14 protein-coding genes are annotated in these 12,375 nt (G+C 65.0%); 5 read left to right on the forward strand and 9 right to left on the reverse strand.

What is annotated here, in order from left to right:
- On the forward strand, positions 1–1,078 hold a 1,078-nt coding region (locus tag RT028_RS08715), incomplete at its 5' end, for an aldehyde dehydrogenase (NADP(+)) (protein WP_312934309.1).
- Positions 1,079–1,080: 2 nt separating this feature from the next.
- Positions 1,081–2,328: an FAD-dependent oxidoreductase gene (locus tag RT028_RS08720; RefSeq protein ID WP_312934310.1), complete on the forward strand. Its 1,248-nt coding sequence runs from the start codon at positions 1,081–1,083 to the stop codon at positions 2,326–2,328.
- A gap of 78 nt (positions 2,329–2,406) precedes the next feature.
- Here RT028_RS08720 and gstA read toward each other — a convergent pair whose 3' ends face one another.
- The 5 genes from gstA to RT028_RS08745 form a co-directional block, all read right to left on the reverse strand.
- Complete coding sequence (gene gstA / locus RT028_RS08725) at positions 2,407–3,024, reverse strand: glutathione transferase GstA (RefSeq protein WP_312934311.1); 618 nt, start codon at positions 3,022–3,024, stop codon at positions 2,407–2,409.
- A gap of 342 nt (positions 3,025–3,366) precedes the next feature.
- Positions 3,367–4,164: an SDR family oxidoreductase gene (locus tag RT028_RS08730; protein WP_312934312.1), complete on the reverse strand. Its 798-nt coding sequence runs from the start codon at positions 4,162–4,164 to the stop codon at positions 3,367–3,369.
- On the reverse strand, positions 4,164–4,940 hold the full coding sequence (locus RT028_RS08735; RefSeq protein ID WP_312934313.1) for an alpha/beta hydrolase: 777 nt from the start codon (positions 4,938–4,940) through the stop codon (positions 4,164–4,166). Before RT028_RS08735 ends, RT028_RS08730 begins: the two co-directional genes overlap by 1 nt.
- 164 nt (positions 4,941–5,104) lie before the next feature.
- Entirely contained in the window at positions 5,105–5,761 is a 657-nt protein-coding gene (locus RT028_RS08740; RefSeq protein WP_312934314.1) for an SMI1/KNR4 family protein, read from the reverse strand.
- 43 nt (positions 5,762–5,804) lie between these two features.
- Positions 5,805–6,326, reverse strand: a complete 522-nt coding sequence (locus tag RT028_RS08745) for a hypothetical protein (RefSeq protein ID WP_312934315.1) — start codon at positions 6,324–6,326, stop codon at positions 5,805–5,807.
- Positions 6,327–6,621: 295 nt separating this feature from the next.
- On the opposite strand from RT028_RS08745, the gene tri1 reads away from it, so the two are divergent.
- Entirely contained in the window at positions 6,622–7,647 is a 1,026-nt protein-coding gene (gene tri1, locus RT028_RS08750; protein WP_312934316.1) for an ADP-ribosylarginine hydrolase Tri1, read from the forward strand.
- A 51-nt stretch (positions 7,648–7,698) separates the two neighbouring features.
- On the opposite strand, the gene RT028_RS08755 is transcribed toward tri1, so the two are convergent.
- The 4 genes from RT028_RS08755 to RT028_RS08770 form a co-directional block, all read right to left on the reverse strand.
- Positions 7,699–8,520: a DUF2314 domain-containing protein gene (locus tag RT028_RS08755; RefSeq protein WP_312934317.1), complete on the reverse strand. Its 822-nt coding sequence runs from the start codon at positions 8,518–8,520 to the stop codon at positions 7,699–7,701.
- Between the two features lie 143 nt (positions 8,521–8,663).
- Positions 8,664–8,813, reverse strand: coding sequence for a DUF2256 domain-containing protein (locus RT028_RS08760; RefSeq protein WP_312934344.1), 150 nt, complete (start codon positions 8,811–8,813; stop codon positions 8,664–8,666).
- Between the two features lie 133 nt (positions 8,814–8,946).
- Positions 8,947–9,636, reverse strand: a complete 690-nt coding sequence (locus RT028_RS08765; protein ID WP_312934318.1) for an LrgB family protein — start codon at positions 9,634–9,636, stop codon at positions 8,947–8,949.
- The gene (locus RT028_RS08770; RefSeq protein ID WP_312934319.1) at positions 9,633–10,097 is read right to left on the reverse strand and encodes a CidA/LrgA family protein; all 465 of its coding nucleotides are present in this window, start codon (positions 10,095–10,097) and stop codon (positions 9,633–9,635) included. Before RT028_RS08770 ends, RT028_RS08765 begins: the two co-directional genes overlap by 4 nt.
- Positions 10,098–10,203: 106 nt before the next feature.
- Here RT028_RS08770 and RT028_RS08775 point away from each other — a divergent pair, with 106 nt between their 5' ends.
- Positions 10,204–11,100, forward strand: a complete 897-nt coding sequence (locus RT028_RS08775) for a LysR family transcriptional regulator (protein WP_312934320.1) — start codon at positions 10,204–10,206, stop codon at positions 11,098–11,100.
- Between the two features lie 188 nt (positions 11,101–11,288).
- Positions 11,289–12,347, forward strand: a complete 1,059-nt coding sequence (locus RT028_RS08780; protein WP_312934321.1) for a DUF1176 domain-containing protein — start codon at positions 11,289–11,291, stop codon at positions 12,345–12,347.
- Positions 12,348–12,375 lie beyond the last annotated feature (28 nt).

The following is a 12,375-nucleotide window of genomic DNA, read 5'->3' on the forward strand; positions in this document are numbered from 1 at the left end:
AGGTGGCGACACCGCGTCGGCACTGGCCGCCGGCTGCCCGGTGGTGGTCAAGGCCCACAGCGCCCACCCTGGCACCAGCGAGCTGGTCGGCCATGCGGTGATGCGCGCCGTGCAGCAGTGTGGCTTGCCGGAGGGCGTGTTCTCGCTGTTGTATGGCGCCGGCAATGAAGTGGGCATTGCGCTGGTCAGCGACCCGCACATCAAGGCCGTGGGGTTCACCGGTTCACGCAGCGGTGGGCTGGCGTTGTGCAAGGCGGCGCAGGCGCGACCCGAGCCGATTCCGGTGTATGCCGAGATGAGTTCGATCAACCCGGTGTTCCTGTTCGACCACGCCCTGGAGGCGCGCGCCGAGCGCCTGGCGCAAGGCTTCGTCGCCTCGCTCACCCAAGGCGCCGGGCAGTTCTGCACCAACCCTGGCCTGGTGATCGCCCGCCAGAGCCCTGCCCTGCAACGCTTCATCGACGCCGCTGGCGCACAGGTGAAACAGTGCGCCGCGCAGACCATGCTGACGCCGGGCATCGCCAGCGCGTATCAGCACGGCATCGACGCCCTGGCCGCCAATGACAACGCCAGGACGACCGCCAGCGGCCACTCCACCCAAGGCCCTCATCAAGGCCAGGCGCAGTTGTTCGTGACCGACGCGCAGGCCTTCCTCGCCGACCCCGCCCTGCAAGCCGAGGTGTTCGGCGCCGCGTCACTGGTGGTCACCTGCACCGGCGATGCACAGGTCCGCGAGGTGGCCGAGCACCTCGAAGGCCAGCTGACGGCCACCTTGCAGTTGGACGATGCCGACATCGAAGCCGCCCGCGCGCTGTTGCCGACGCTGGAACGCAAAGCCGGGCGCATTCTGGTCAACGGCTGGCCAACCGGTGTGGAAGTCTGTGACGCCATGGTCCACGGCGGCCCGTTCCCGGCCACCTCCGATGCGCGCACGAGCTCGGTAGGCACCGCGGCGATCCTGCGCTTCCTGCGGCCGGTGTGCTATCAGGACTTCCCGGATGCGCTACTGCCCCACGCCCTCCAGCACGGCAACCCGCTGAACCTGCGGCGCCTGCTCGACGGCAAGCGGGAAGGCTGAGCATGGAGCAGACTCCCGTCAGCGATATCGTCGTGGTTGGCGCCGGCATCATCGGCGTCGCCTGTGCCCTGCAACTGGCCCGGCAAGGCTGTCAGGTCGTGCTGGTCGACCGCCAGGCGCCGGGGCACGGTGCGTCGTGGGGCAATGCCGGCCACCTGGCCACCGAACAGGTGTTCCCGATTGCCGACCTGTCGATCCTCAAACGCCTGCCGCGCATGCTGCTCGACCCCATGGGGCCGCTGCGCCTGGACTGGAAATACCTGCCCAAGGCCCTGCCATGGTTCACCCGGCTGCTGCTCAACCTGCGGCCAGGGCCGTTTCAGCGCAGCATTGCAGGCCTGCGCACGCTGAACGAGGGCAGCCTGGCGGCCTGGCAGCGGCTGCTGAGTTTCATTGGACGCAGTGAGCTGTTCCATCAGGACGGCTCGCTGCTGGTGTTCGAGCGCGAGGAATCCCGGGAAGCGATGACAGCTCTGCTGGCGCGCATGCAGGCACAGGAGGTGCCGGTTGCGCTGTGGTCTGCCGGCGAGGTCCAGGCCGCAGCGCCGCAACTGAACCCCGCGTTACTGGGCGGCCTGTTCTTCCCCAGCACCGGCCACTTCATCGACCCCTACCGCGTGCTGTGCGAGCTGTTCGAAGCGGCCCAGGCCAGTGGCGTGCGCTTCGTCCAGGCCCAGGTGAACGGCGGGCAGTTGCACAGCGGTGGGGTGAGCCTCAGCAGCGACATCGGCCCCCTGCACGCCCGGCAAGTGTTGCTCTGTTGCGGCGCGCACTCGGCGCACCTCACCGCCGCCCTGACCGGCCAGCGCGTGCCGCTGGACACCGAACGCGGCTATCACCTGATGCTGCCGAATGAACACCAGCGCCTGCCGTTCGCCGTCACCTCGCTGGAACGCAAATTCATCATGACCCCCATGAGCGGGGGCCTGCGCCTGGCGGGCACGGTCGAATTCGCCGGTCTCGACGCGCCACCGAGCATGGCGCGTGCCTGGCAGTTGCATCGCCTGAGCAGCGGGCTGTTCCAAGATGAACTGAATAGCGAAGGCGCGACGCCCTGGATGGGCATGCGCCCTTCCCTGCCGGATTCACTGCCGGTGATCGACCGTGTCTGCGAGGGGCGTGTGTTGTTGGCCTTTGGTCATCAGCACCTGGGGTTGACGCAAGCGGCGCTGACGGCGGAGTGGGTGGGGCGTTTGGCGGGCGGCGGGGATACGGCGCAGGTGCATGCGTATCGGCTGGATCGTTTTTAGCCGTTCTGTCGCTCACACGGTGCAAGCACCGGGGCCGAGCGCAGCGCCACACCCATGCAGCGCTGCGTCATGGCCCGATCAGGCGACGGGCGCCGACTCCGCTTCAGCGCGCAGGGCTGCGATGACCGATGGCCGCGTCGCCACTCGCTGGCGGAACCGCTCGAGCGCCGGGAAAGCGCTCAGATCGACTTTCAAATGGTCGGTCCAGCCCAGCACTGTGAACAGGTAGGCATCGGCCACCGTGAAGTGCTCCCCACAGGTGTAATCGTGCTCGGCCAGCACGCGCTCCATGTAGGCCATGCGTCGGCCCAGGCGCTCGCGGAACACGGCTTTGACCTCGTCAGGAATGGCGTCGTTGAACAACGGGCTCATGCCGGCGTGCAGTTCGCTGCCGATGAAACTCAGCTGGGCCTGCAACGCGGTGCGCTGCAAGGTGCCGTTGGCCGGCGCCAGCCCGGACTCTGGGTGAAGGTCAGCCAGGTACTGCAAGATGGCTGGGGCTTCGGTCAGCACCGTGCCGTCATCCAGCTCGAGGGCTGCGACATAGCCTTTGGGGTTGATCTGGTAGAAGTCGCGGCCATCGGCGGTGCGTTTGCTCTGGTTGTTCACCCGGATCAAGGTAAACGGCACTGCCAGTTCACGCAGGGTGATGTGGGAGGCGAGTGAACAGGCGAAGGGGGCAAAGTAGAGCTTCATGGGCGGGTTCCTGATCAGAAGAGGTGGCCAGTATTCTCCACTTTCAGGGCGCGCAAAAGAGGCAGGGGATTACAACTTGTTCATCCAATGCCGTGGCCCCAAGGTGAAGTATTCAAAATCGATAGTGGTCTGTCGGGCGATCCGGCGGCCTCGGTACACCTGGCCCTGAGGTTTGCTCAGTCATGGACCGATGGCCGCTTCGATCCAGTGGTAGCGGCGCATCTGCGGGCGTTGCGCCGACCTGTGCTTTTTCGATGGCCGACCATTCGCGATCAGCCAAGCCTGCCCAACGGGCGCAGCGCACCACGCCCTGTCGAGCCAGCGCCCATCAGGCCAACAGCGTCAGTTCTGCACGGCCTGCACCGAACCACCATCCACGCGCAGGTTGCTGCCGTTGATGAACGAGGCGCGTTCGGAGACCAGCAAGGCAATCGCTGCCGCCACTTCTTCGGGCTGGCCGCGACGCTGCTGGACGATGCCGGGGCGTTCTTCTTTCAGGAAGCTCTTGACCGCTTCATCGAAGCTGACGCCCTCTTCCTCGGCGCGCTTTTTCATCATGCCGTCGGTCATGCCGGTTTCGATGAACGCCGGCGCCACGGTGTTGCACAACACGCCGTAAGCCGCTTCCTTGTAGGACAGGTTCTTGATGAAGGCCGCCAGCGCGGCCTTGGCCACGTTGTAAACGGCCTCTTCCCAATAGGGCTGCACCGCGTTTTCCGAGGTGATGCACACCAGCCGGCCCCAGCCGCGCTTGCGCATCGCAGGCACGGTGGCCCGGGCAACGCGTACGGCGCTGAAGAAGTCGGTGGACCACGCCTCTTCATAGTCTTCGTCGGACAACGCCAGCGGATCACCCTTGGCGCCGGTGACACCGGCGGTGTGGATCACGATGTCCACCTGGCCAAAATGCGCTTCGGCCTTCTGCACCAGCTGATCGACCTCAGCCTGCCGGGTCATGTCGGCGGCGACCAGCAACGGCTCGCCCGCCAGGTCCTTGGCCGCGCTGTTGAGCTTGTCCTGATCAAGGTCGGTCAGCACCAGCTTCACCCCCTCCTCGGCCAACAGACGCGCGGTGGCCAGGCCGATACCGCCTGCTGCCCCACTGATCAATGCCACACGGTCTTTCAAGCCTAAGTCCATCAACGGTCTCCTTCAGGGATACGAACAGCGATTCGGTGTGCGAATGCGAGCATGGGTACGGCCAACGCCTGCGGGGTCTGCAAGGGCATCAGGTGCCCTGCACCCGGGAGGGTCAGCAGCGTGCTGTCGGCAAAGTGGGCAAGTGTGGTGCGCCGCTGCTCGTCGGCAGCCGGCACCTGCACGTCGTCCGCGCCGCAGATCAGCAGCGCCGGGTACGGCAGCGGGCCGATACGGTCTTGCCAATCTTCGCGGCTGCCGTGGTCGACCCAGGCGCGCCAGGCGTCAAGGTTGAGGGCCTGCGCATCGCCAATGGCGACTTCACGCAGCGCCTCGGGCAGAGGGTGGAAGCTGGAGTCATCGACGAAGGCTTCGGCCTCTGCACGCGACGCGGTGTAGGCACGCTGTTGGTCGCGATCCTCTTCGCTCATCGGCTGCGGGCCGGGTGGCGAGGGGGCGACCAGGATCAGGCCTTCGAGGTAGTCAGGGCGCCGCGCGGCCAGCACCACAGCCACTTTGCCGGTCATCGAGTGGCCGACGAGGATGCAGCGTTCGAGCTTGAGCTGGCGAATGGTTTCATCGACCTGATCGGCCATCGCTTCGACGGTGTAGCCATGCACCTCGCTGGCATCGCCGAAGCCCGGTGTATTGAGGGCGATACAGCGGTACTCGCGGTCGAGAAAAGGAAGCGTCGGCCCCCAGGTACGGTGTGAGCCGCCGAGGAAGTGCATCAACACGAAGGTGATCGGGCCATGGCCCTGCTGGCTGTGGGGGAGCATCGCACGCCTGTCTCATGGGGTTTCACAATGGAGAGGGCAGCGTAAAAAGGAGTTCATTTATTTGCGCAGCGGGGGCTGCGCCCGCAGCCAGGCCGGCGTACCGCTGCGGCCTCGAGCGTGGTGACTGACAACGCATTCAGCACGCCCTGGCCCTAAGCTGCCCATCACACAGGCTTCCCGGGCGCTACCGCGAACAACGACGCCACGGCATCGAGAAAGTGGAAAGTCTCCGGTGTTCGGGTGTTCAGGCTCATGCCGCCATCGTCTTCCTCGCGCAGCACGAACTGGCCGCCCTCGAGTTGCTCGACCAGCCACGTCAGGAAGGCGCCGAACGAGTCGGCCAGCACGTACTTCTCGTCCTCGTCCCGGCCAAAGTTGATGACCTGCCCCACGGTGCCTTGGGTATCAGGGTCCAGATCGACACCCAGGTAATTACCGCCGTAATCGTAGGCGAAGGGAATCCAGTAACGGTTGGCGTACAGCGGCTTGATCGCGCCGGGCGTGGCGGAGCGTGAAAACGCGCTGGCTTCATCACGATCTTCCGGGGTCCACGCGTCGATGATGTCGTTCCAGGATTGCCAGTGGGCGCGGGCCTGGGCCAGTGACAAGAAGGTGAGGCCGAAAAAAGGGCCGGTATTGACTTCACACCGTTGGCCATCGTGCGTTCGGTAGAGGGCCTTCAGACACTCGGGCAGGGGCCGGCCGATGAACGCTTCGAACGCGTCGAGCGCAGCCTCCGAACAACCGGGTGACAGGTCTTCACGCAGGTCGGGAAGGTGGGCGTCGAGCCAGTGTTGCAGTCGTTCGATCGACGTGTTCATGACACCGTTGCTCCTGGTCAGTAAGGGCGATGCGGGCGCTGGTTCACAGGCATCCCACTGCGTCATCGGGGTCGCAGGTCAGGTGCGGGATGACCTGTTGCAGGTCATCGACCAGCACCTTCGTGCAGCGTTTATTGGCCACTTCGACACCCGCTGCGTTGGTCACGGCCACGCCAGCGGTATGCACGCGGGCTTCATCTGCCTCGCCGTCGTAGTTGCTGTAGACGCCATAGGTATAACCGGCGCTGGTGAACTTGATGAGGCTGTAGTCCACCTGGTAGCGCACATAGTGATTGGCGTTGAAGTCTTTCAGCGAGAACCCCGCGTTGGGGTATTCCAGTTCGGTAACACCCTTGCGTGCGAACCGGTATTGCAAGCCCTGCAAAGTGTCGCCCTGGAAGCTGCCACACACTGCCAACGCCCCATCTCCCGCGACTTCGCACTGCAAGACTGCGCGCGCGTCGCCGCAGACATCGGCAGGCGCGGCGAAGGCAAGGCTCGGACTCAGCAGGATGACAACGCTCAGGCAACGCTGACGCATAAACACCGATTCATTCCATTTCATTGACGAGGTTCCTGATGCGCCATGCGAGGGACAAGCCGGAATGGCCTACTCACTGACTATCGATTCGTTCGATTGCTTCCTGGCTCATTGACCGCCAATCCGCGGGCAAGATTCCGTAGTTGGCCCGGGCGCAGTCAAGGGCGACGCAGGGCTCATCATTCCACGACAGTGCTGTTCAGGATTGAGAACGACTTCAACGAACCCCACATCGAGTGATTCAAGCAGGAACATTCACTCAGTAGCGCACACAAACCGCTGTACCCATTGCGCGAACACGCCTTCGGAAAGGACACCCATGATCGACCTGCGCAGCACACCCGAGGCCTTGAGCCTGCATGTCCGCCGCTATGACGCGCTGCTGCCGTCATCCGCCAGTGACGCCCCAGTCACCGCCAGGCCCGGTGCCCGCCGCCTCGACGCGGCTCAAGCCCTGGACCGCGCCCAAGGCGCCTTGCTCGGCCTGGCCATCGCCGATGCCGTGGGCACCACCCTGGAGTTCCAGCCGCGTGACCGCAATCACGTGCATGACATGGTCGGCGGCGGCCCGTTTCAACTCGCACCCGGCGAGTGGACTGACGACACCAGCATGGCCTTGGCCCTGGCCGATACCTACCTGAGCCATGGCGCCTTCGATTACGACACCTATGCCAAAGCGTTGCTGCGCTGGTATCGCCACGGTGAGAACAGCGCCAACGGTCGCTGCTTCGACATCGGCAACGCGACCCGCGAGGCCCTGCACGGCTGGGAAGTCCAGGGCAAGCACTGGCCGGGCAACCGCGAGGCGTCGAGCGCAGGTAACGGCTCGCTGATCCGCCTGGCACCGACCGCCCTGTTCCACCGGCATTCGTTGAGCGCGACCTGGCACGGCAGCGCGGCGCAAAGCGAGGTCACGCACCGCGCGGAGGAAGCGATTCAGTGCTGCCAGCTGTTCGGTGCGCAACTGCACCTGGCACTCAATGGCGCGGACAAACACGACGCACTGGCGCCGCTGGTGTGTGCGCTGTCGCCGCGCCCGCTGATCATCAATGCCGGCGAATACAAAACCAAATCCCGCGATCAGATTCGCTCGTCCGGTTACGTGGTCGACACGCTGGAGGCGGCCTTGTGGGCGGTCTGGCACACCGACAACTTCCGCGATGCCGTACTGCTGGCGGCCAACCTGGCGGATGATGCCGACAGCGTGGCCGCCACGGCGGGGCAACTGGCGGGCGCGCTGTATGGGGTCTCGGGCATGCCAGCAGACTGGGTGGCGAAGGTGGCGTGGTCGCAGCGGATTCGTGAACTGGCGACCCAGCTGCATGATCGCGCGCCGCTGGGGTAAGAGCCTGAGCTCCATACGCCGCCCCTGAATGTTCAAAGGCGGCGACTGAACCTAGGCCTGGCCGCGCAGCAAGCGAGCGACGCGTTCCCAACCGGCAGTGTCGGCCAGTTGTGCAGGTGTCTGCCCGTCTGCGGTCAGGGCCGAGGCATCGGCGCCGTGCCGCAGCAAGGCGCGTACCACGGGGAAGTTGCCCGCCAGGGCTTCGCGGTGCAGCAGCAGCCAGCCGGCCTGATCGGTGTCACTGACCATGCCTGGGTGCTGGCGCAGGCCTTCTTCGACCTTCTGTTCCATGTTCAGCGCCATCGGGTGGTCACCTGCGTCCAGGGCTTGCAGGGTCAGCCGGTCCTGCGCTGTGTCCAGGCCACGCGTCAGCCGTTGTGCGGGCTGATCAGGGCCCTCCGGCACCAGTTCGATCACACCCGGCTCGCCAAACTCCATGCCCCAGGCCTGGTCATGTTCGTCGCGCTCGGCGGCGTCCATGTCGCTGCGCATCAGATCGATGGTGAAGCCGCCGCAGACCGTGCCCTGGCTCACGTACATCCAGTCATTGAGCAGCGAAACTGGCAGGGTCACATACTCCGACACCTTGTACCCGGTGGCCCATTCCGGCTCGTTGAGCAGCACACCGGTGATGTTGGCGCCGTCGAAATCGATGTCGTTCAGCCACATGTTCTCGATGGTAGGCGCCCGTGGATCGTCGCTCTCCACCGGGAACGACATCTTCACGGCCGCGATTTCCAATGCCGGCACGATGCGGCGCATCTCCCACGACAGTTCGCGCCAGAAAAACTTGAACGTGGCCTGGGCATTGGCGATGGCGGTCTGGAAAGCGGCGCTGTGGTCGTTGGCAGAATAGACAGGCTGGTCGGTCATGCGGGCATCCTTGAACGGGTGGTTTGAAGCGCCGCGCGGCCTGCAGCGACCGCGCGCGGCTGGGTCTCGCCAACTTTGAGTGCTCGAGCGAGCAAAGTTCACCCACGATGCTGGCCCTGCCACACAGCGTACCTGCGCAGCGGTCAGACGTCGGCTGCGGCAGGGCGTGGTTTTCGCCGGCAACGTTCGGAGCAGTAGCGCACCTCGTCCCAGCAGCGCTCCCATTTCTTGCGCCAGGTGAACGGCAGGCCGCACGCAGCGCAGTGTTTTATCGGGAGATCACGTTTCTTCATGACAGCTCGCTCGGGCGACCGTGGATGGACGGTCAGGTAGATGTTCGACAACAGCGAGCGTCACTCGGCAGGCTCTTCGTGCACGCGTTCGCCAGACACCGCGCAGCCTGACCCGCCCTCCGGGCTTTACCGCTCAGGCCAACGCCAAGGCGATCAATGGCGAGCCGACCACCATCAGCACCCCACTGAAAATCATCGTCAGGCTGGCCACCGCTCCCTCTTCGTTACCCAGACCGCGTGCGATGCTCATGCCAAAACCGTGGGCTGCGCTGCCGAGCGGTGCGCCTTTGGCCAGGCGGGTGCGCAGGGGGATGAGTGTCAGAATCAGTTCACCCAGCAGAATGCCGAACAAGCCGGTGATGACCACGAACAGCCCGGTCAGCTGCGCGGTACCGCCCAGGTGCGCCGTCGCCTCCAGCGCAAAGGGCGTGGACACCGAACGCGACAGCAGGCTGCGCGTGATGGCTTCGTCCAGGCCCAGCGCGCGGGCCGCCAGCAGCGTGACCCCGACCGACACCACGATGCTCGCCACGCTGCCGGCCAGCAGCGCCAGCCAATATTTGCGCACGATCCGTCGGTTGTTGTAGATCGGCAACGCGAAGGCGACGGTGGCGGGCCCCAGCAGCCAGACCAGCCAGCGGGTGTCGTGAAAATACAGCGGGTAGCTGGAAGAAGTGGCCTGCACCAGTACGATCAACAGGATCGACGTGACGATGGCGGGCGTCAGCCAGACCCGCGGATGGCGTTTGTAAAGCGCCTGGTTGCCATAGAACAGCGCCAGGGTCACGAGCAGAAACAGCAGCGAGATCAGCGAGTCGTTCATGACGTCACCTGCGCACCCTGTGCCCCGCGGTGTTGACGCACGTGGGTCAATTTGCCGTACTGGCGTTTGCGGATTCGCTGACAGATCAACTCCACCACGCAGGCCGTGACCACCATCACCGAGAGAAAGCCCACACCAATTGCCACCAGCAACTTCAGGCCTTCGTGCTCGAGCAGGTCGGTGTACTGCACCACCGAGACCACCAGCGGGATGAAATACAGCAGCATGTTGGCCAATATCAGCTCAGCACCCGCCTCCACCCACGCGGGCTTCACCACGCCCGTGAGCAGCAGCGCCACCAGCAGCCCCAAGCCCACGATGCCACCGGACACGGGCAGCGCCAGCAGCGCAGCCAGGCGGTCAGCCACGAACCACAGCAGGCTCAACAGCGCGACCTGGGCAAGCGCCCTGGCCCATCGCGAGCCGGGGCTGGAGACGTTCAAACGGGGGAGAGACGACATCGACGGGTTTCCTGATCACTCACTCAATGCGGGAAAGGCTACCGTTGACGCGGTCAAAGAAAAAATGAATTAAAGTTATGAAAATCATGCACACCAGGAATGCACCATGGACATTCGTGCGTTGCGCTACTTCGTCGCGGTGGTCGATCAGCAGAGTTTCACCAGAGCCGCAACACAGTTGCACCTCACCCAACCCACCGTGAGCAAGATGGTACAGCTGCTGGAGGAAAGTTTCGGCGTGCCGCTGCTGGCCCGTGAGGGCAAGCGCTTCAGCGTGACCGACGCCGGGCAGATCGTGTACCAGCGCGCCAGGGAGATGATGGCCGTGCACGAGCGCATGAGGCGCGAGGTCGAGGCACTGCACAAGGTCGAGTACGGCGTGCTGCGCATGGGCTTGTCGCCCTCGACCCATTCGATTCTGGCGCCGGTGTTCGCGGCCTATCACGCCGCCTACCCCGGCATCGAACTGAAGCTGTTCGAGATCGGCAGCAACGACACGCTCGGCCATTTGCGCGAAGGCGTGCTGGAAATGGGCACGCTGCTGGACTTTGCCGGCGCCGGCGATCTGTGGTCGGAGTTCGAAGCGCTGCCGCTGTTCGAATCACCGTTATGTCTGCTGGCGCCCAGTGATTCGCCCTGGCGAGGACGAGACAGCGTGGCGCTCAACGAGTTGGCGAACAGTGAATTCATCCTGTATGGCGATGCCTTCGCGCTCAATGACATGGTCCAGGCGGCCTGCACCGACGCCGGCTTCACGCCCAAGGTCAGCGGGCGCAGCGGGCAGTGGGATTTCATGGCCTCGCTGGTCAGCCTGGGGGTGGGCATCGCGCTGCTGCCCAAGGTGTTCTGCGACACCCTCGAGGCTGATCGCTTCACCGTGGCGCAGGTGCGTTCGCCGGCGCTGAACTGGAAGGTGTCGTTGGCCTGGCGGCGGGAGGGGCATCTGTCGTTCGCGGCCAAGGCCTGGCTGGGGTTGGCAAGGGAGATGCTGCTCAAGGGCTGAGGCAAGGGCGGCGCAGGCAGCATCCTTGCACGGCATCTGGCCGAACGACGGCTGCACGCCAGGGGCCCGGTCGGCAGCGTTTGCTATGAGCCGCAGGCTTTTTCTTGTGCGAAGCGCCCTCGCCCGCTGCACGTAGCGTTCGTTCATGCGCTAATCGGCGCTCCCCTCCGATCCGGTTCCCTGCCACCATGCGCCGCTTTCTCACCCTGCTGACCTGCCTGGCCGCTTGCTCTACCCACGCGGCCGACGACCCGCCGCTGTCGCGCGACATCAAGGACTGGAACGTCACGTGCGACAACGTGCGCACCTGCACCGCGGTGTCGACCCGCCCAGCCCATGCCGAGAAAGGCGAGCTGTATTTCCCCCTGCGCATCACCCGTAAAGCCGGGGCGGACGGTGCACTGCACATCGGCGTCTTCAGCTATGTCGAGGTGCACGGCGACCCGCTGATCGATGGCGAACCGATGCGCATGCCACTGGTGCAACGCAAGCGGTCGGACTACGACGTGTCGGACGTTCCCGAACTGCGCAGCGCGAGCGATGCGGATGCACTGACCTTCATCAAGGCGCTGCGCAACGCGGGTGAGCTGGCCTTCAGCACCTCGGACGACCCCACCCGGGCCTCACTCAATGGCCTGACCGGCGCGCTATTGCTGATGGACGACGTGCAGGGCCGCGTCGGCACCGTCACCGCCCTGGCCAAGCCTGGCCCCGCACCGGCCAGCAGCGTGCCCGCCGCGCCAGCCGCGCCGTTGGCGCCTGACTGGAAAACGCCCGCCGCACTGAGCAAGGCCCAAGCAGAGCACGTGCGTGCGGTGGCCATGAATGTCAGCAGCCAGAGCTGGCAAGTCGAGGTGCTGGACGGCGATGAGCCCAAAGGCGAAGTGCATGCTTTGAACGCAGAACAAGCGCTGCTCATCGTGCAGACCGGCTGCAGCGCCTACAACTGCACCTACCGGCTGTATGTGACGCCCATCGACGCGCCAGAACAGGTCAAGGCCGCGCCCTTCGCGGATGGCGTCGTGCTGCCGGATGTCGAGCCGAACGGCAGCGTCGCCTTCGATCCGCAGACGGGTGAGCTGACCAGCCTGGCCTTGGCCATGGGCATGGGGGGTTGCGGCACCGCCGCGAGTTGGCGCTACGATGGCGCACAGTTCGTGCTTACCCATGCCGCGCAGATGAATGCCTGCATGGGGCTGAGAGACCAGGACTGGCCGGTACTCTGGGAGACCCGCGCACAGCCCTGACATGATCTGCGTCGACTAAAGACGGGGG

The sequence above is a fragment of the Pseudomonas sp. genome (genome assembly GCF_032058845.1).
Classification (GTDB): Bacteria; Pseudomonadota; Gammaproteobacteria; order Pseudomonadales; family Pseudomonadaceae; genus Aquipseudomonas.

Excerpts from the sequence above, each read along its gene's own strand:
- RT028_RS08720 (WP_312934310.1), top strand. The coding sequence starts at position 1,081 with ATGGAGCAGACTCCCGTCAGCGATATCGTCGTGGTTGGCGCCGGCATC.
- gstA (WP_312934311.1), bottom strand. The coding sequence starts at position 3,024 with ATGAAGCTCTACTTTGCCCCCTTCGCCTGTTCACTCGCCTCCCACATC.
- RT028_RS08730 (WP_312934312.1), bottom strand. The coding sequence starts at position 4,164 with ATGGACTTAGGCTTGAAAGACCGTGTGGCATTGATCAGTGGGGCAGCA.
- RT028_RS08735 (WP_312934313.1), bottom strand. The coding sequence starts at position 4,940 with ATGCTCCCCCACAGCCAGCAGGGCCATGGCCCGATCACCTTCGTGTTG.
- RT028_RS08740 (WP_312934314.1), bottom strand. The coding sequence starts at position 5,761 with ATGAACACGTCGATCGAACGACTGCAACACTGGCTCGACGCCCACCTT.
- RT028_RS08745 (WP_312934315.1), bottom strand. The coding sequence starts at position 6,326 with ATGAAATGGAATGAATCGGTGTTTATGCGTCAGCGTTGCCTGAGCGTT.
- tri1 (WP_312934316.1), top strand. The coding sequence starts at position 6,622 with ATGATCGACCTGCGCAGCACACCCGAGGCCTTGAGCCTGCATGTCCGC.
- RT028_RS08755 (WP_312934317.1), bottom strand. The coding sequence starts at position 8,520 with ATGACCGACCAGCCTGTCTATTCTGCCAACGACCACAGCGCCGCTTTC.
- RT028_RS08760 (WP_312934344.1), bottom strand. The coding sequence starts at position 8,813 with ATGAAGAAACGTGATCTCCCGATAAAACACTGCGCTGCGTGCGGCCTG.
- RT028_RS08765 (WP_312934318.1), bottom strand. The coding sequence starts at position 9,636 with ATGAACGACTCGCTGATCTCGCTGCTGTTTCTGCTCGTGACCCTGGCG.
- RT028_RS08770 (WP_312934319.1), bottom strand. The coding sequence starts at position 10,097 with ATGTCGTCTCTCCCCCGTTTGAACGTCTCCAGCCCCGGCTCGCGATGG.
- RT028_RS08775 (WP_312934320.1), top strand. The coding sequence starts at position 10,204 with ATGGACATTCGTGCGTTGCGCTACTTCGTCGCGGTGGTCGATCAGCAG.
- RT028_RS08780 (WP_312934321.1), top strand. The coding sequence starts at position 11,289 with ATGCGCCGCTTTCTCACCCTGCTGACCTGCCTGGCCGCTTGCTCTACC.